General features: G+C 58.7%; 17 protein-coding genes. 12 read left to right on the forward strand and 5 right to left on the reverse strand.

Features of this window, described 5'->3' with window-relative positions:
* Position 1 precedes the first annotated feature (1 nt).
* From AC236I_RS13330 to AC236I_RS13340, 3 genes are all read right to left on the reverse strand, one after another.
* The gene (locus tag AC236I_RS13330) at positions 2-1015 is read right to left on the reverse strand and encodes an ABC transporter ATP-binding protein (RefSeq protein ID WP_004861541.1); all 1014 of its coding nucleotides are present in this window, start codon (positions 1013-1015) and stop codon (positions 2-4) included.
* 17 nt (positions 1016-1032) lie between these two features.
* Positions 1033-2178 carry a putative ABC transporter substrate-binding protein YdcS gene (gene ydcS / locus AC236I_RS13335; protein ID WP_004861538.1) on the reverse strand — a complete coding sequence of 382 codons (1146 nt, stop codon included), beginning with the start codon at positions 2176-2178 and terminating at the stop codon, positions 1033-1035.
* 306 nt (positions 2179-2484) lie between these two features.
* Positions 2485-3897 carry an aminotransferase-like domain-containing protein gene (locus tag AC236I_RS13340; protein WP_004861535.1) on the reverse strand — a complete coding sequence of 471 codons (1413 nt, stop codon included), beginning with the start codon at positions 3895-3897 and terminating at the stop codon, positions 2485-2487.
* Positions 3898-4227: 330 nt separating this feature from the next.
* On the opposite strand from AC236I_RS13340, the gene AC236I_RS13345 reads away from it, so the two are divergent.
* From AC236I_RS13345 to AC236I_RS13400, 12 genes are all read left to right on the forward strand, one after another.
* The gene (locus AC236I_RS13345; RefSeq protein ID WP_004861530.1) at positions 4228-5703 is read left to right on the forward strand and encodes an MFS transporter; all 1476 of its coding nucleotides are present in this window, start codon (positions 4228-4230) and stop codon (positions 5701-5703) included.
* Complete coding sequence (locus tag AC236I_RS13350) at positions 5700-7229, forward strand: FGGY family carbohydrate kinase (protein WP_487608517.1); 1530 nt, start codon at positions 5700-5702, stop codon at positions 7227-7229. Before AC236I_RS13345 ends, AC236I_RS13350 begins: the two co-directional genes overlap by 4 nt.
* Positions 7230-7237: 8 nt before the next feature.
* The gene (locus tag AC236I_RS13355) at positions 7238-8917 is read left to right on the forward strand and encodes a glycerol-3-phosphate dehydrogenase/oxidase (protein ID WP_305840649.1); all 1680 of its coding nucleotides are present in this window, start codon (positions 7238-7240) and stop codon (positions 8915-8917) included.
* Positions 8914-10476, forward strand: a complete 1563-nt coding sequence (locus AC236I_RS13360) for an FAD-binding oxidoreductase (RefSeq protein WP_128320784.1) — start codon at positions 8914-8916, stop codon at positions 10474-10476. The genes AC236I_RS13355 and AC236I_RS13360 overlap by 4 nt, the downstream gene beginning before the upstream one ends.
* On the forward strand, positions 10473-11051 hold the full coding sequence (locus tag AC236I_RS13365) for a glycerol-3-phosphate responsive antiterminator (protein ID WP_004861517.1): 579 nt from the start codon (positions 10473-10475) through the stop codon (positions 11049-11051). Before AC236I_RS13360 ends, AC236I_RS13365 begins: the two co-directional genes overlap by 4 nt.
* 13 nt (positions 11052-11064) lie before the next feature.
* Complete coding sequence (locus AC236I_RS13370; RefSeq protein WP_004861516.1) at positions 11065-11379, forward strand: putative quinol monooxygenase; 315 nt, start codon at positions 11065-11067, stop codon at positions 11377-11379.
* Between the two features lie 9 nt (positions 11380-11388).
* Positions 11389-12555 (forward strand): iron-containing alcohol dehydrogenase, encoded by a 1167-nt coding sequence (locus tag AC236I_RS13375; protein ID WP_032717383.1) that lies wholly within the window; start codon positions 11389-11391, stop codon positions 12553-12555.
* A gap of 245 nt (positions 12556-12800) precedes the next feature.
* Positions 12801-14198 (forward strand): cytochrome ubiquinol oxidase subunit I, encoded by a 1398-nt coding sequence (locus AC236I_RS13380; protein ID WP_015584425.1) that lies wholly within the window; start codon positions 12801-12803, stop codon positions 14196-14198.
* Positions 14198-15208, forward strand: a complete 1011-nt coding sequence (cydB, locus tag AC236I_RS13385) for a cytochrome d ubiquinol oxidase subunit II (protein ID WP_015584426.1) — start codon at positions 14198-14200, stop codon at positions 15206-15208. Before AC236I_RS13380 ends, cydB begins: the two co-directional genes overlap by 1 nt.
* Positions 15208-15333: a DUF2474 domain-containing protein gene (locus tag AC236I_RS13390; RefSeq protein ID WP_004861503.1), complete on the forward strand. Its 126-nt coding sequence runs from the start codon at positions 15208-15210 to the stop codon at positions 15331-15333. The genes cydB and AC236I_RS13390 overlap by 1 nt, the downstream gene beginning before the upstream one ends.
* 100 nt (positions 15334-15433) lie before the next feature.
* Positions 15434-15712, forward strand: coding sequence for a hypothetical protein (locus AC236I_RS13395; protein WP_064357100.1), 279 nt, complete (start codon positions 15434-15436; stop codon positions 15710-15712).
* Positions 15713-15867: 155 nt separating this feature from the next.
* Positions 15868-16101 (forward strand): DUF2554 family protein, encoded by a 234-nt coding sequence (locus AC236I_RS13400; RefSeq protein ID WP_004861498.1) that lies wholly within the window; start codon positions 15868-15870, stop codon positions 16099-16101.
* Between the two features lie 13 nt (positions 16102-16114).
* On the opposite strand, the gene AC236I_RS13405 is transcribed toward AC236I_RS13400, so the two are convergent.
* Together AC236I_RS13405 and AC236I_RS13410 are read right to left on the reverse strand one after the other, a co-directional pair.
* Positions 16115-18079: a peptidase U32 family protein gene (locus AC236I_RS13405; protein ID WP_004861495.1), complete on the reverse strand. Its 1965-nt coding sequence runs from the start codon at positions 18077-18079 to the stop codon at positions 16115-16117.
* Between the two features lie 232 nt (positions 18080-18311).
* Entirely contained in the window at positions 18312-18860 is a 549-nt protein-coding gene (locus tag AC236I_RS13410; RefSeq protein ID WP_004861492.1) for a helix-turn-helix domain-containing protein, read from the reverse strand.
* Positions 18861-18948: the final 88 nt, after the last annotated feature.

Below are 18948 nucleotides of genomic sequence, written 5' to 3' on the forward strand. Positions count from 1 at the left end.
CTCAGCCCCCTTGTTCCAAAGGCACCATCGCCGAACGTGACCACGAAGCCAGCACCGTTTGTCCGGTCTGCGGCGCGCTGGATGCCATACCGCCATCGCTGTTCGCCAGGCTGACCAGCAGCTTGTCGCCATTCGCCAGCTTCAGTTCGATACGCGTTGCCGCTCCCTGGTACTGAACCGCCTGCACCACGCCCTGCACCTGAACTTCTCCGCCGCTGTTCAGGCGAATATGTTCCGGCCGCAGTGACCAGACCCCGCGCATCCCGCACAGGCGGGCGGCAAGATCGCTATCAAATACGTTCGCGGTACCGACGAAACCAGCGACAAACGCGGTTTTAGGACGCAGATAGAGGTCGTGCGGGGCATCAACCTGCTCGATACGCCCGTTATTAAAGACCGCCACCCGATCGGACATCGACAGCGCTTCGCCCTGATCGTGGGTGACGAAGATAAAGGTGATCCCCAGCGTCTGCTGGAGTTTTTTCAGTTCGACCTGCATCTGCTCCCGCAGCTTTAAGTCCAGCGCGCCGAGCGGCTCATCAAGCAGCAGCACCCGCGGTTCATTCACCAGCGCACGGGCAATCGCCACCCGCTGCCGCTGTCCGCCGGAGAGCTGTGACGGTTTACGCGTGTACACAAACCCGAGGGCCACCTTTTCCAGCGCCTCCTGCGCGCGAAAGTGGCGCTCCTTTTTGCCGATACCTTTGACCATCAGCCCGTAGGCAACGTTATCGAGGATCGACATATGCGGAAACAGCGCATAGTCCTGAAAGACGGTATTCACGTCACGCTGCCACGGCGGCAGCTCACTGGCCTTGTGACCGTAAATGGAAATCGCCCCGCCGGAGAGCTGCTCAAATCCGGCGATCAGCCGCAGGCAGGTGGTTTTGCCGGAGCCGGACGGCCCCAGCATGGAGAAAAACTCGCCATCACGGATCCCCATGTTGACGCCGTCCACCGCGCGAACGTCACCATAGAAACGTGAGACGTTGTGAAACTCTACCGCGTACGTCATGTTCCGCCTCCGGCCGATTACCGGCCGCCCATAATCGCGATATAGTCCTGCGTCCAGCGGCTGTAAGGCACGTATTTACCCCCTTCGGCCACCGGCGTTTTCCAGAATGCAATTTTAGAGAACTCGTTGTAGCCATTGGTTTCGCAACCTTTGTCACCCAGTAGCGCACTCGCCTTACAGCCTTGCGGAACCACCGGCAACGAGCCAAACCACGCCGCCACGTCGCCTTGTACCTTCGGCGTCAGCGACCAGTTCATCCATTTATAGGCGCACACCGGGTGTCTGGCGTCGCTATGTAACATCGTGGTATCCGCCCAGCCGGTCACCCCCTCTTTCGGGAAGACGGTGGCCACCGGCTGGCCGTCGGCTTTTAAGCCGTTGGCCTGGTATGGCCAGGCGCTCGAGGCCACCACGCCTTCATTTTTGAAGTCGCTCATCTGAACGGTGGTGTCATGCCAGTAGCGGTGGATTAACCCATGCTGAGCGCGCAACACCTTCAGCACCGCCTGGTACTGTGCTTCGGTCAGCTGGTAGGGATCGGTAATGCCCAGCTGCGGCTGGGTTGCTTTCACGAACAACGCCGCATCGGCAATATAGATAGGTCCGTCGTAGGCCTGAACGCGCCCTTGATTACTTTTACCATCGGAGAGTTTTTGCTCCACAAAGACCACGTTCCAGCTGTCTGGCGGCGTCGGGAATATTTTCGTGTTGTACATCAGCAGGTTTGGCCCCCACTGGTACGGGGTGCCGTAAACTTTACCGCCGACGTTAAACCAGGCGCCTTTTTCAACGCGCGGGTCGAGGCTAGACCAGTTGGTAATCAGGGCCGTATTAATGGGCTGCACCCGCTTGCCCATAATTAAGCGCAGAGAGGCGTCACCCGAAGCGGTGACCAGATCGTACCCTCCTTTCGCCATCAGGCTGACCATCTCATCGGACGTGGCGGCCGTTTTCACATTCACCTGACATCCGCTCTCTTTTTCAAACTGGGTGACCCAGTCATAATTTTTATCCGTCTGGCCACGCTCGATATAGCCCGGCCAGGCGATAATATCGAGTCGGCCTTCTCCTTTATCCAGCGAAGCGGGCGGCTCAGCGGCCTGCGCAGTCAGGATCGCCATCCCCAGCGCATAGAGGCTGCCACGGGCAATTTTTTTGCTCATCGGGTGTTACTCCTGTCACAATAAAATTAGCGGCAGCCGTGCCGTAAAAATATCTCCCTTTTTAACCATAGACGGCGCACTTACGCCCCCTGGAGAAATTTATTCAGGTTGTGACAAGGGGCGCATTCCACAAAAATCGATGAAGACCTGGCAACAATATGGATTATAGACAAGGAGTTAGGGGCAGGATACGGCTATGCGTATTTCCTATGACTACGGCCGGTAAAATATTAGCCGGCCGGGTTTGATAATAATATTTAGTTATTTCAGCAGCGGCTGTTTAGCGGTATATAAAAAATCAGTTCTTTAGCTCAGCTGCTCGCGAATAAGTTCGCCGAGTCGTTTAACTCCTTGCTCTTCTCTTTCTCCCCAGCCCCACGCGGTATTAAAGCGGAAAAAAGAGGTCCAGCTGGCGGTGGTAGAGAACATTTTCCCGGGGGCAATACTGATATTATCGCGCAATGCCCTGGCGCTCAGCTCACCGGCATCGGCCCCTTCCGGCAGTTCAAGCCACAAAAAATAGCCGCTGTCGCTGTGATGGATTTTCACCTCGGCGGGCAGATGGCGCAGCAGCGCCTGCCAGGCCTGCTGTTTGCGCTCGGCAAGCTGGCGGCGCAGGCGGCGGAGATGGGCGTCATAGCGCCGGGTAGAGAGGTAATCGACCAGCGCCATCTGCATCGGCGAACTGGTGGAGAGCGTGCTCATTAATTGCAGCTGCTGAATACGTCGGGCATGTTTACCGGCGGCCACCCAGCCGATCCGAAAACCGGGCACCAGGCATTTTGAGAACGAACTGCAGTGCAGCGTCATCTCCTGCCGGTCCCAGAATTTGGCGGGGAGCGGTTTTTCGCGGCCAAAATAGAGTTCACTGTAGACATCGTCTTCAATCAGCACCACGTTATAGCGGGCCAGCAGATCCACCAGCTGCGCCTTTTTCGCCGCACTCAGGGTAAAGCCGAGCGGGTTTTGCCCGTTGGTCATCAGCCAGCAGGCCTTGACCGGGTAACTCTGCAACGCCTGCTCCAGCGCGGCTAAATCAATTCCCTCTTTGACATCCGTCGCCACCGACAGCGCTTTCAGCCGCAGCCTTTCCAGCGCCTGCAGCGCGCCGTAAAAACAGGGGTTTTCCACCACCACCCAGTCGCCCGGCTCCGTCACCGCCTGCAGGCTGAGATTCAGCGCCTCCAGGGCACCGGCGGTAATCACGATTTCATCCGGCGAAATGTTCATCCCCTGCAGCGCGTAGCGCCGGGCAATCGCGTGACGCAGCTCATCATTGCCCGGCGGCAGATTCTCAATGACGCTCATGGCGGTCGCAGTTTTGCTCACCTGCGCCAACGAGCGATTAAGCTGCTGGAGCGGAAACAGCCGCGGGTCGGGAAATGCCGAGGCAAAGGGCAGCATCGAAGCCCGGCGGCTGGCCTGCAGCACCTCAAAAATGTAGGTGTTGATATCGACCGATTCATCACGGGTCACCTGCGCAGGCGGTGGCGGCTGGCGTAGTCTGACCGGTTTTGGCGCCACGTAGTAGCCGGACTGCGGGCGGGCAATAATCCGGCCCTGGCTTTCCAGCAGCTGGTAGGCGTGGCTGACGGTCATAAAACTCATCCCGCTGCTGACCACCTGTTCGCGTAACGAAGGCAACCGATCGCCGGGTTGCCAGACGCCGAGCGCAATCTGTTCGGTCAACTGCTGCGCAAGCTGCTGATACTTTTTCATGAGGAGTCTCGCGGTTCAGGTTTGCGCCTATAGTATATCAGCCATGAAAAAATAGCCGTTTATAAAAACTGTTATAGCTCAGCCCGCGCCGACTTCCGCTGCCGACGCTATCGGCGCGGACGATTTTTTTAGATCTAATGATTAACAAATGAGTTACATGTCACAAATTGCGCGTAAAGCTTTCCCGGCACTTTGACACCCGCCGTTCAGCGCTCTAGAGTTCAGCCTACAGATTTTAGATTAGAGACTATCTGTCATTCATTAAGATGGTCTCTCATTGCCTTTCCTGTATGTAGCGGCCTTCTTTCGAGTATTGCAAAGGGGACCGCTATGTCTGTTCATAAAAATACAAGCAAAAAAAATATTCGCGGCATTGATGATATTATTCAGTTTATCGATGCGCAGCCGAATATTGCGGGTAAAGCCGGCATTATCTGGTGGCTGGCACTCGGTGGATTATTTTTAGACGCCTTCTCTAATTCAGCATTAAGCGCCGGGCTCAATCCGATGACCCGGGATTTACAGTTAAGCGCTACGGACGTGGCGATGCTGACCTCTTTTTCTTCATGGATTGCCATTATTTTTAATCCAGTCGGCGGCTGGATCGCCGACCGCTGGGGGCGGGTCACGCCGCTGATTGCGGCAAAAATATGCGCCGTGCTCGGCGCCCTTCTCGTCACTTTCTCTCCTGATTTCAATTTGATACTTACCGGCCGATTCTTTGTGGGCATCGCCTACGGCATGGATTTTGCGGTGGCGATGGCGCTGCTCGCGGAGTTTACCCCGGCGCGTTTTAAAAGCCGGCTCAACACCTGGCAAGGGGTCTGGTATGTCGCCGTCTGCTTAAATCTGGTGCTGGCGTTGTTATTTTATTCATGGCAGGTCGGCGATACTATCTGGCGCTATTCGGTGGCCGCAACGGCGCTCTGTGGAATAATTATTTTACTGCTGCAAATACGTTATCTGGTTGAAAGTCCGGTGTGGTTAGCGCGTAAATCGCGCCTGGCTGACGCGGTCAAAGCGATGCAAAAAATATATGGCGATCGTTTTATTCTCGCCCCCGCCAGCGAACAAAAACCGATAATTGGCCAGGCGCAAAAAGGGATTAAAAACGTTGTGCTTATTTTTCGCGGCGTCTATTTACCGCGGACAATTCTGGCATCAACAGTGCAGATCTGTCAGTCGATTCAATATTTCGGCGTGGGCTGGTATCTCCCGGTCATCAGCGCCAGTCTGTTCGGTAAAAACTTTGTCTACGCAACGCTTGGTTCACTATTTTTTAACATATTCGGCATTGTCGGCGGTTTTCTGTCACCGTCGATCGGTCGTCGCCTCGGTCTGCGCCGCTCCTCCGCTATCGGCTTCGCCATCGCTTTTCTGGTGCTGCTCACTCTCGGTTTGTTCAGCGACCGCATGCCGCTGTGGGCGTCGCTGATGGTACCGGCTCTGTTTATCCTGTTTCATTCCGGCGGTCCAGGCGCCAACGGTAAGAGTCTCTCTTCTCTCTCCTTTCGCAGCGAATTACGCGCCGGCGCCAACGGCATCGTCGGTGCGTTGGGGGCGATTGGCGCCGCCATCGGTTTGTTTGTCTTCCCCATCTTTCGTGAAATGTACGGATTACAGTCGACCTTTTTGATCATGTCGGCCGTCCCGCTTTTCGCCAGCATCGTCTGCTTCGTTATCTCCTGGGATCCGACGCGCACTGCGATCCAGCCGGATAACGAACCTGGCGCGCCGCAATTTACCCCACTCTCCCGTTCCCCCCTGCAGCCTGTCGCGCAGGAAACCGGCCGAGGCACAAAATGAATTCACCACAAAACGTTATTCTGTCCATTGATGAAGGTACCTCCGGCACCCGCGCGGCGGTCGTCGGCCAGGACGGACAGGTTCACTGTCTGGAATATCACCCGCTTCGGGTCGTCAGCCCCCGTCACGGCGTGGTGGAACAAGATGCCAACGAGATTCTGACTATGACGCTGGCGGTATGTCGCAAGACCATCGCCGAAGCGCAAAGCCGCAACATGCACATTCAGGCACTGGCTATCGCCACCCAGCGATCCACCGCCGTACTCTGGGATCGCCAGAGCGGCCAGGCGCTGGTGCCGGCGATGGTCTGGCAGGATGCTCGCTACGCCCGGACACTGGCGGATAAAGCCGGCGAATGGGACCGACCGCTGCTGAATCACACCGGTCGTCCGGTGGGGATTCGCTCCCCTTACCTGTGGGCCGCCCGCCATATTGCCGAGACCCCGGCGATCGCAGCGGCGCACCGGGCCGGACGCCTGATGTTTGGGACCATCGATAGCTGGCTGCTCTGGCATCTCACCGAGGAGCGGCGCTGCCTGTCCACGCCGACCAATGCCACCTCGGCCGGTGCCTATCAGCTGCGGGATCACCGTTACTACGCCCCGTGGCTGGCGGAACTGGCTTTCCCGAGCGGACTGTTACCGACCCTGGTCGATGATGGTGAGATGCTCGGCACCTCGCGAAAATCGGTGCTCGGCATCGCCGTGCCGGTACTGGCCTGCATGGGCGATCAGTTTGCCGGCGCCGTCGGGCTGGGCTGCATCGCCCGCGGTCAATCCTTGTGTATGCACGGCACCGGCAGTTTTGTCGATCTGCTGGTTGGCGACCGGCTCCCGACACTGCACGAGGCCGGTGAAAGCACGCTGGTGATGACCGCCAGGCGCCAGCACGGTAAAGCCCACTATTCCGTCGAAACCTTCGTCCCTACCAGCGGATCCGCCCTTAACTGGGTGTGTGAAAATCTGGGCTGGTTCGCCACGCCGGAGCAGATCAGCGACCTGGCAGCGCAAACCGCCAGCGCTGGCGGCGTAAGCTTTATTCCGGCGCTAACCGGGCTTCGGGTTCCGGTGCTGCAACCGCAGGCCCGCGCCTCGCTAAACGGGATTTCCATCTCCACCACCCGCGCGCAGATAGCCCGGGCGATTCTCGAAGGCATCGCCCATTCGGTAGCCGCCTGCATTCGCGCCAACGAACAGGCCACCGGCCTCAGCGTCAGTGAGCTGGTGGTGGGCGGCGGAATGTCCAACAGCGACATCCTGATGCAAATCCAGGCCGACCTGAGCGGCATTCCGGTTCTCAGAATGGCCGAAACGGCGCGCGCCAGCCTGCGAGGATCCGCGTTTCTCGCCGGATCCGGCGGTCTGCTGTGGGACTCATTACACGAGGCCTGTCAGACCGTGCAGGTCGCCCGTCGATTTATGCCATCCATCGATAGTGAATGCCGTCGGCAGCAGCGAACCCTCTGGGAGAGCCGCATCACCCAGGAGCTGGCCACGGCCGCCACCTCATCCCACAATCAGGAGTAAAGGCGTTGATGAAGTTTTTTCCGTCCCGTAAAGCCAACAAAGCGCGCAGCGAAATGTTCGACACTGCCCCGCTGCGCCTGCAGCGCGAAGAACAGCTGGACCGGCTGGCCAGCGATACCTTTGATATTTTGATTGTCGGCGGCGGCGTCACCGGTGCCTACACCGCGCTGGACGCCAGCCTGCGCGGCTACCGCGTGGCGCTGGTGGAAAAGAGCGACTTTGCCTCCGGCACCTCGTCCAAATCATCAAAAATGGTCCACGGCGGCCTGCGCTATATCGAACAGGGGAATTTAGGGCTGGTGCGCCACTCGCTGCTTGAGCGTCAGCGTCTGCGCCGCAATGCCCGCCATCTGGTACAGCGCCTGCCGTTTATGTTTCCGGTGCTGGATAAAAACGGCATTTTCGACAAACGCATGGCCTCCGCCTTTGAGAGCCTGCTGTGGACTTACGATCTGGCCGGCGGCTGGCGAGAAGGCATTCTGCACCAGAAACTCACGCCGGCGGAGGTGCTCTCCCACTGTCCGACGCTGAATGAAGAGCAGCTTTCCGGCGGCTTTATGTACTTTGACGCCAGAGTCGATGACGCCCGGCTGACGCTGGCCCTGGTACGTACCGCCGCATTTCACGGGGCGGCGGTGGTGAACCATGCCCAGGCGATCGACACGACTCGCGATGGTCATGGCAAAGTGAACGGCGCGCGGGTCCGGGCCGACGATCGCGAGATCGCGGTCAAAGCCCGGGTGGTGATCATGGCCACCGGCGTGTGGCTGCGCGACTGGAATGGGCAGAAAAAAGGCGCCCCGTCGGCGCTACAAATCCGCCCGGCAAAAGGCGTCCATGTCGCGATTCCGTGGCTCAAAATTCGCAATGACTGCACGGTCACCATCCCCGTCGCCGGGCGCAAACGCCGCGCGACGATTACCCGCTGGGGCAATGTCTCCTATCTGGGCACCACCGATGAAGATTATCACGGTGATCTGGACGATGTGTGCTGCACCCGGGAAGAGCTGGATTTTCTGCTGGATGGAGCCAATTCCGCGCTCAAAACCCAGCTCACCGCGCAGGATGTGGTCGGCAGTATTGCCGGCTGCCGCCCGCTGATAGGCAGCCCCGGCGGAAAAACCGTAGAGCTGAAACGCAATCACGAAATTGATGTCGCGCCGGATGGCCTGATTACGATTGTCGGCGGCAAACTGACCACATCCCGGCATATGGCGGAACAGACCGTCGATGTGGCCGCGAAACTGCTGGGGCGCAAACGCGCCTGTTCCACCAAACGCGCCTTTTTACTTGGCGCCGCCGGCTACGATCCGCAGGCTATTCTCGCTTCCGGCGGGCTCTCCGCCCACCTCGGCGAGCGTTATGGCGCCGAAGCCCATTTTGTCAGCGACCTCATCCACGCCAACCCGGCGTTAGAGACGCCGATTATTGCCGGATTGCCCTACACCGAAGCCGAAGTGATTTACGCCATTCGTCATGAGCTGGCCGGCAGCGTCGACGACATTTTGTCACGTCGTTTACGCGCCCGGCTGATGGCGCGGGATGCCTCGGTGACCGCCGCCGACCGCGTCGGCGAACTCTTACAGCAGGAACTCAACCTGGCCCCGGCAGTCGTTGCGCAGCAAATTGCCGCCTACCGGGCCGCCGTTAAACATGAAAAATCCATCCTTATGGGGAGCGCAGAATGATCAGTAAAGAAGCGATTAAACGTGGTTATAACCGCGGTAATTATCTTGTCGGCGTCCACACGCCACCGGGTTGGGCCGCACAAAGCCAGGCCGAGGGCTGCGGGGACGGTATGCAACGTGACCCTGTCACTGTGAGTGACAGCGTGATAGACCAGCTGCGCAGCGTAGCCAACGAGGTGCTCACCGCCCGTCATGATGTCGTGAGCTGGACCCGCGACTGGTGGGCCGGCTCGATGATCGCCGAGACCGATGGCAACCCGGCAACCCCCATTGCGGTTATCGTCCGCGTCTCCCGCGTCGAACAGGTTCAGGAGGTGGTCAGCATCGCCCATCGCTACCATCTGCCGCTAACGGTTTCCGCCGGACGCAGCAACGTCACCGGCGCCGCGTTGCCGGTACGCGGCGGCATTGTGCTCGACGTTTGTGATCTCAACCAGCTGCTGAGCTTTGACCCGGACAGCCAGATTGTAGAGGTAGAAGCCGGGATGTTTGGCGATATCTTCGAGCAAACCATTCAGCAGGAGTACGGCATGACGATGGGCCACTGGCCCTCTTCGTTTGGCATCAGCACGGTGGGCGGCTGGGTCGCCTGTCGCGGCGCCGGTCAACTGTCGACCCGCTACGGGAAAATTGAGGATATGGTATACGGCATGGATGTGGTGCTGGCTGACGGGCGCTTAATTACCGTCGGCGGTGCGCCGCGCAGCGCCACCGGACCGGACATTCAGCAGCTGTTTATCGGCTCTGAAGGTACGCTGGGCGTCATTGTGCGCGTACGCCTGAAACTGCATCGCCTGCCGGAGTATGGCCGCGCCATCGCCTGGGGTTTCGCCAGCTTTGCCGACGGCCTCGAAGCCTGCCGACAGATCCTCCAGCATGGCGCAACCCCCGCCGCCCTGCGGCTGTACGATAATCTCGAAAGCGGCGTGCAGTTCTCCTTACCGGAGACCAACGTTCTGTTGATTGCCGATGAGGGTGAAAAGGAGCTGGTGGACGCGGTGTTGGCCATCTCGGCGCGCGTCTGTGAGCAATGCCAGGGACAGCCGCTGGAGAGCGATCCGATATTTGAGCGTTGGCTGGATACCCGCTATCTCACCGGGAAGAGCGCCGAAGGCTTTGCCCGCAGCCCGGGTCTGGTGGCCGATACCCTGGAGATGGTTGGCCGCTGGCGCGATCTGGCCGCTATCTATGAGGAGGTCGTCGCCGCCATTAACGCCGTCCCGGGTACCCTCGCCGGCTCCGCCCATCAGTCTCACGCCTACGTCGATGGCGCCTGTCTCTACTTTTCGCTGCGCGGAGATGTCGCCGTTAAGGAGCGAGCGGCCTGGTATCGCGCTGCCTGGGATGCGGCAAACGCGGTGCTGATTCGCCACAACGCGTCTCTCAGCCATCATCATGGAGTAGGTTTATTACGTTCGCCTTATATGCAGGCCGCCTTAGGTGAAACCCTGAAGGTGATGGCGGAGATCAAAGCCGCACTCGATCCACACCGTATTCTCAATCCGGGGAAACTGGGGTTGAGCGATGAATACGTTTCGCGCCCGGCAGGTCAACAATGATCAAAAACCTCGGCACGCAGCTGGCGTGCCACCCGATGATTATGGCGATCTACGGCATCGACCAGTTAAAAGTGGCGCTCACCAGCCGGGCGCAGGTCTGCATTATTGCCAATATCGATCTGATTAAACTTCAGCCAGTGATTACCCTGCTGGCGAAGGCAGACAAGTATGTGATCGTCAATATCGACAGCTGCAACGGCCTGTCGCAGGATAAAGGCGGGATCGACTATATTGCCGAAACCGGCGCCATGGGGCTGCTCTCCACGCGTCTGCAGACCGTGCAGCGGGCCAAAAAAAGCGGGCTGGTGACGATGCAAAAGATCTTTGTCACCGACCGTTCGACCTGGCTGCGCAGTCTGCATGCGCTGGAGCAGAGCGAGCCCGATTATGTGCAGCTGATGCCGGCCCCGATGCTGGCCATGCTGCCGCAGGCCGATCGCCAGCGCCTGCCGCCAATTGTCGCATCCGGATTTGTCAGTAACGAAGCGCAAATCCGCGCGGCGCTTGCCAGCGGCGCGACGGCAGTCTCCAGCAGCGACAGTGCGCTGTGGAATCTGCCCCTTTCATCGCAATAACGCGGAGCTCTCTATGGGAAATCAGCAGCTACAGGTCATCGCCCACTACTACACGCGTCCGGATGAGGTTGAGAACGTGGCAACCGCATTGCACGCCCTCGCCGCAGCCACCCGTCAGGAGACGGACAATCTCTCCTATGCCTTCTTTCAGTCCCTGGAAGATCGTCGCCACTTTGTGATCCTCGAGCGCTATCGTCACGCAGGCGGGCTCGATGCGCACCGGGCAACCCCGCATTTTCAGCACCTGGGCCTCGAAGTGATTGCCCCGTTGCTGGATAAAAAAGAGGTGCAGAGCTTTTTAATTCCGCAGACGGACAACGACAGATAAGGAGTCAGTATGCCCCCATCAGGAAAGGCCTTCACCTTCACCACCGTCGGGACCGTACTCGTCGAATGGCAAGGCGCGGCGCGGCTGGGCGATATCGTCCGGCGCTACTTTCAGGCCCGGCGAATCTTACTGGTCACCGATCCCGGGCTGGTGAGCGCCGGCGTGCTGGCACCGGTGGAAGACGCCTTGTGCCGCAGCGGCTATACGATAACCCGATTCGACCGGGTCGTCGCCGACCCGCCCGCCGATTTGGCCGTGCGCGCGGCGGAACAGGCCCGTGAGGCACGCTGCGATATGGTCATTGGGATCGGCGGCGGCTCCTCGCTGGATGTGGCGAAAATGGCCGCCGTGCTCGCGCCGTCGCAGCAGCCGCTCGACGCGATGTACGGCATGGATAAGGTCGAAGGGACGCGTCTGCCGCTGATGCAAATCCCGACGACCGCCGGAACCGGCTCCGAAGTAACCAACATCGCGATTCTCACCACCGGTGAAAACAGCAAAATGGGCGTGGTGGCCCCGCAGCTGTATTGCGATGTGGTGCTGCTGGATGCCCACCTGACGCTCGGTTTGCCTCCGGTGCATACCGCGGCTGCCGCAATTGACGCTATGGTCCATGCTATCGAAGCCTACACCAGCGCCCATCAAAAAAATCCGCTATCGGATGCGCTGGCCCGCGAAGCGCTGCGGTTGATGACTCGTCATCTGCTCAACGCCTGTCGCCACGGGCAAGATCGCGAGGCGCGCGAGGGAGTGCTGCTCGGGGCGATGCTGGCCGGTCAGGCCTTTGCCAACGCGCCGGTGGCGGCCGTTCATGCGCTCGCTTACCCACTCGGCGGGCGCTATCACGTGCCCCACGGTCTCTCAAACGCCCTGATGCTGATCCCCGTTTTGCATTTCAATGCCCCCGTGGCGGGGGCGCTGTATGCAGAACTTGCGGCGGCTATCGGGCTGCAGACCTGCGGCGATGTGCAACGGGATAGCGCGGCATTCATCGCCGAAATGACCCGTCTTATCGTTGCCAGCGGCGCACCGCAGCGCTTGCGAGATGTCGGGGTAGATCAAGCTCAACTGCCGCTGCTCGCCCGGGATGCCATGCAGCAAACCCGGCTGTTGGTGAATAACCCGGTGACGGTCAACGAGGAGGATGCGCTGCGGCTTTATCAACAGGCCTTTTAAGGCTTTTTGCGCCGCGGATTTGCCCATGCGTAACGCGGCGCGCTTTTATCTCCTGCCTGCGGGCCGACCGACCGCAGCAACAAGCCGCTCGGGGATCATCATCATCGCGTCGACAGGCTGGCTCCCGCGATAAAAGCCATAACAGTCAGGCAACTGTTATCACAAAAAATAGCCTTTCTGCCTCTGCAACCCGAAACTCTCGCCGCCTAGAATTGCGCTGAATCAATTTTCTTGCGGAGTTCTGCATGTTCGGTCTTGATGCATTCCACCTGGCGCGAATTCAATTCGCCTTTACCGTCTCATTTCACATTATCTTTCCTGCCATTACCATCGGCCTGGCCAGCTATCTGGCGGTACTGGAAGGGTTGTGGCTGAAGACAAAAAATCCTGTCTGGCGCTCGCTTTACCACTTCTGGTCAAAGATTTTCGCCGTTAACTTCGGCATGGGCGTCGTCTCCGGTCTGGTGATGGCCTACCAGTTCGGCACCAACTGGAGCGGTTTTTCCGAGTTTGCCGGCAGTATTACCGGCCCGCTGCTGACTTATGAAGTCCTGACCGCCTTCTTCCTTGAGGCGGGGTTCCTTGGGGTCATGCTCTTTGGCTGGAACCGCGTCGGTCCCGGCATGCACTTTTTCGCCACCTGTATGGTCGCGCTGGGGACCATCATCTCGACCTTCTGGATCCTCGCCTCCAACAGCTGGATGCAGACGCCGCAGGGGTTCGAAATCGTTAACGGCCAGGTGGTTCCCGTCGACTGGTTCGCGGTTATCTTCAACCCGTCGTTCCCGTATCGTCTGCTTCATATGACGGTGGCGGCTTTTCTCAGCAGCGCGCTGTTCGTCGGGGCCTCGGCAGCGTGGCATCTGCTGCGCGGTCACAACACGCCGGCGATTCGCGCCATGTTTTCAATGGCACTGTGGATGACGCTTATCGTTGCCCCCATCCAGGCGATGATTGGCGATATGCACGGCCTGAACACCCTGAAACATCAGCCGGCAAAAATTGCCGCCATCGAGGGACACTGGGAAAACCGGCCGGGGGAACCGACGCCCCTGCTGCTGTTCGGCTGGCCGGATATGGCGCAGGAGCGCACCCGCTACGGACTTGAAATCCCGGCACTCGGTAGCCTGATCCTGACGCATAGTCTGGACAAACAGGTGCCCGCCCTGAAAGAGTTCGCGCCGCAAGACCGCCCCAACTCGACCATTGTCTTCTGGTCATTTCGCCTGATGGCCGGACTCGGCATGCTGATGATCCTGCTTGGGGCGCTGGCGCTGTGGCTGCGCTACCGCCAGCGTCTGTATCAGTCGAAGCCCTTCCTGCGCTTTGCCCTGTGGATGGGCCCTTCCGGGCTGATTGCCATTCTCGCAGGCTGGGTCACCACCGAAGTCGGCCGTCAGCCCTGGGTGGTGTATGGCGTACAGCGCACTGCTGATGCCGTCTCCGCCCATGGCGACCTGCATATGACTCTCAGTCTGCTGACCTTTTTCGTCGTCTATAGCTCGGTATTTGGCGTCGGCTACAGCTATATGCTGCGCCTGATCCGCAAAGGCCCGCAGACCTTCAATCCACCGCTCTCCGGTACCCCGGCCCGCCCGCTCTCCGCGGCAACGGAAGGTTTTCAGCATAAGGAGTCCCGCTAATGGGGATCGATCTCTCAGTTATCTGGTTCGTCATTATCGTCTTCGCCACCCTGATGTACATCGTGATGGATGGCTTCGATTTAGGGATCGGCATTTTGTTCTCGGCCACCCGCGATGCTGAAGACCGCGACGTCATGGTGAACAGCGTAGCGCCGGTCTGGGACGGCAACGAAACCTGGCTGGTGCTTGGCGGCGCCGGGCTGTTCGGCGCGTTTCCCCTCGCCTACGCGGTGATTATCGATGCGCTGGCGATCCCGCTGACGTTAATGCTAATCGGCCTGATTTTTCGCGGCGTGGCGTTTGAGTTTCGCTTCCAGGCAACGCCGTCACACCGTCCGTTCTGGGATCGCGCATTTCTCGGCGGCTCGCTGCTGGCCACCTTTTCTCAGGGCGTGGTTGTCGGGGCGGTCATCAATGGCTTTTCGGTAAGCGGTCGCGCGTTCAGCGGCGGAATGCTCGACTGGCTGACGCCGTTCACCCTGTTCTGCGGTCTGGGATTGACCATTGCCTATGCGCTGCTGGGCGCCACCTGGCTGGTCATGAAAAGCGAAAATCCGCTGCAGGACAAAATGCGCCATACCTCGCGAACGCTGCTACTGGCGCTGCTGATCGCCATCGCCGTCATTAGCCTGTGGACACCGCTGGCGCAGCCGGCCATTGCCGCCCGTTGGTTCACGCTGCCGAACCTCTTTTTCCTGCTGCCGGTTCCCCTGCTGGTTGTGGCGCTCGGCGCCTGGCTGTGGCGGGATCTGCGCAACCCTGATCGCCATGCGCTGCCCTTTATTCTGACGCTGGGGCTGGTGTTTCTCGGCTTCAGCGGTCTGGGGATCAGTATCTGGCCGCATATTATCCCGCCGGGCATTACGCTGTGGCAGGCCGCCGCGCCGCCGCAGAGCCAGGGTTTCATGCTGGTAGGCGCCCTGCTGATTATTCCGGTGATCCTCGGCTATACCTTCTGGAGCTATTACGTGTTTCGCGGCAAAGTCCAACATGGCGAGGGGTATCATTGATGAATCAGTCACGACTGAAGCAACTATTATGGATGGTCGCGCTGTGGGGCACCAGCGTGCTGGCGCTGGGGGCAGTCAGTATGCTCTTTCGTTTTTTAATGACCGCGGCCGGGCTGAAAGTTTAATCCCCGGCGCTGCGGATTACGCTGATTAGCAAGAACTCCATTGTCTCTCCATTTTTATTTGCTGAAATCTCAAGGCACATAAAAAATATAGGATGTAGTAATGAAAAAGAGTGTCTTGTTATCCGCAGCGATGTCGTTTGCGCTCTCTTCCCTGGCGTTTGCCGCCGATAATCCCCCGCCGCCTCCGGGGAAAGCGGTCGCAGGCCAGCAGCATAACGGCCACGATAAGAACCGGCAGCAGCACAGCGGTAAACGGCCAGCACAGGGCGCATCGCATAACGGCAAACAGCCGCCGAAAGGCAAGTCGTCCGCGCAGGGCAACAAACAGCCGTCGAAAGACGGCCAGCACAACGGCAATCCATTGCCGCCGAAAAAATAATCACTCTTCGGCCCGACGCGTGTATCGCGCCGGGCTTTTTTTCGCCTTTCGTCAGGAAAGGCTGACGCAGACTTTGCTCTTCTTTGATAACCCAATAATAAAGCTCAAGAAATTCAGAGCATAGTAGCCCCACTCGTCTGTCACTGGAAATCGATATGCTCAGGAGATGCGTTTCGGCATTCGTGCTGATGTGTGCGTTATTTTCCGGCCATCTGCTGGCCCGCAAACAAGGACATGAATACTTCCCGGTACAAAGCCTCGAACAGCAGCTGCTGCACGAGGCCGACAGTGATGAACTGCGCAGCCAGCGGGACGAGGCCGCCGCCGATCTGCGCGAACGTCACCACTGGCAGAATGCGCGCAAACCGAAAATGCACTTCCGCCAGTAGCGTCTGCCGTCGATCAGACGCCTTTACGCTTCGGCAGGGTTTTCAACAGCTCATCCGGGCTGACCGAAGCAACCACGCTCCCCGGAAGCGGCATTTTCAAAATATGATTTTTCATTTTGCCGATAACGTGCATTTCGCACGGACGGCAGTCGAATTTCAGCGTCAGCACTTCATCCCCGTGAATGAGCTGCATTGGCGTCGCTTTCCAGCTCTTAATCGATCCCTTGGCCTGCTTCGGGCATAAATTGAAGGCAAAACGCAGACAGTGTTTCGTGATCATCACCGGCACGTCGCCCTTCTCTTGATGCGCTTCATAGGCCGCATCGATCAGCTTCACGCCATAGCGCTGGTAAAACGCACGCGCCTTATGGTTATAGACGTTGGCAAGGAACGACAGATGGGTGTCCGGGTAAACCGGCGGCGGGACGGAAACCGCTTTGCGCTGGCCGCGCGGCGCGGATTTCACCCGCGCATCGTCCAGTCGTTCTACCGTTTCCCGACGCAGCTGGTTCAGCAGGCTATTCGGCACAAACAGCGCGCCGGGGAGATTGATCTGCACATCGCGGGCAAAATAGATCGTCTGTCCCAGCTTCGCCACGCCGTCCCGCAGGTTCGCCAGCGCTTTCTCCGCCTGGGTCGCTTCGGCAAACTCGCCGTCCAGGGTGTGGGTGACGCTGACGCCATCTTCGCAGGTCATCGTCAGCACCAGCTGCTCCTGCCAGCCGCTGAGGTCGATATCCACCGCAATTCGCCGCTCGCTGGAGGTTTTTTGCAAAGCCTGCTGCCAGTTATGGTCGAGGTTACGGTTCAGCACCTGGCGCGGCCGGACCTTATGCAGGTCTGCCGGCATCTCGTTCGGCCAGACGCGATAGCGATTTTCGCCGGTTTTTTCCACCGTGTTGGCGCGGAAACCGACGATTTCGCGCTTAATCATCACGTTGAGGCCATCGCCGTTGGTCAGCGCTTCGCTCACTTCAACATCGAGGTGGTCTTTCGCCACTTTCAGCACTTCACCCACCGGCAGGCCGATAAATTTCGGCGAATCAAATGCGCCGATGTCACCTTTGCGCGCATTAACAAAGTAGTCGGTGCTGCCGCGATGGAAGGTTTTGTCGGTGGAGGGAACGAAAAAGTGTTCGGTGCGTCCGGCGGACGAACGCATCAGATCGCCGCGATCTTCAATAATCGCGTCGAGCATCTGACGATAGTGCGCGGTAATGTTTTTCACGTAGCTCATATCTTTGTAGCGCCCTTCAATTTTGAAGGAGCGCACGCCGGCATCGATCAACTGGGCCAGGTTGGCGGTCTGATCGTTGTCTTTCATCGACAGGAGGTGTTTCTCATAGGCTACCACGCGACCCTGATCATCTTTCAGGGTATACGGTAAACGGCACGCCTGGGAGCAGTCGCCGCGGTTGGCGCTGCGCCCGGTCTGGGCATGGGAGATATTGCACTGCCCGGAATAGGCCACGCACAGAGCGCCGTGAATAAAGAACTCGATTGTCGCGTCGGTGTTGTCGTAAATCGCTTTAATCTGCTGCAGGTTCAGCTCGCGCGCCAGCACGATTTGGCTGAAACCGACGTCGGAGAGGAATTTTGCCTTCTCGACGCTGCGGATGTCACACTGGGTGCTGGCGTGGAGTTCAATAGGCGGAATATCCAGCTCCATCACCCCCATATCCTGCACGATCAGCGCATCAACGCCGGTTTCATACAGGTCGGTAATCAGTCGCTGCGCCGGTTCCAGCTCATCATCGTGCAGGATCGTATTCAGCGTCACAAAGATTTTCGCGCCGTAGCGATGGGCGAAAGGCACCAGCCCGGCAATATCGCTGAGGCTGTTGCTGGCGTTGTGGCGTGCGCCGAAACCCGGTCCGCCGATATAAACCGCGTCTGCGCCGTGTAAAATCGCTTCACGGGCGATCCCGACATCGCGGGCGGGGCTAAGAAGTTCAAGATGATGGTTGTGCAGGCGCATACGCTCGTCGTTATCCGTTATAGGGGGTCGAAATGGCGGCTATTGTAGTCAGAAGTGGGCAGAGACGAAATCATTTTCCATCACGCGGAAAAGGTGAATTTTCAGTTTCCAGCAAAGCATTGAAGGAAAAGGTATTTCCTTCGCAAAACGTCTACGGTTACAGTCATCACGTATTCCGGATTTTCCTCGTCACGTTGTGAGTGGTTACATTAATCATTTGATTGGCCGCAGGTTAAATACCCGCGGCTTTTTCTTTGGGATAATGAATCAGCGAGTGAAAATGGGCCGTTTGCGCGCCGCTGTTACGATAAGCATGCGCCAGATCGCCGGCAAACCGCCGCCCTTCTCCGCTCGTTAGCGTCTGCCACTCCCCCTGCAGACACAAATCCAGCACGCCGCCGATCACCACCACATGTTCAATTACCCCTTTCTCGTGCGGCGTGGATTCGCTGAGCGCCCCGGGGGCGAGCGTAATCGAGAAGTGGTCAAAACGCAGCTCCGGGTCCCACGGGAAAAGGGGTGTCACCACCATCGCCTGCTGCTGCGGGTCAAAGGCGGTCGGCGCCGTCGATTCATCGGCCACGATAAACGCCGAGAACGGCACGTTCAGACCGGTGGCGATTTTCCACAAGGTCGCTACCGTCGGGCTGGATTCATTTCGCTCAACCTGCCCGAGCATCGCTTTTGACACCCCGGTCTCTTCCGCCAGTCGCGACAGACTCCAGCCCCGCTGTTGACGCAGCGTTTTCAGGGTCGTCGCCAGATGTTGCGCAATATTCATTCCACCTCCTGATATGCTCAGCAGAAATTATACGCGCATTGGTATGATTCTACAGGAAGTTTCGTCGGGAAACGCGCCTGGCGCATCC

The sequence above is a fragment of the Klebsiella sp. Sb-30 genome (assembly GCF_057652795.1).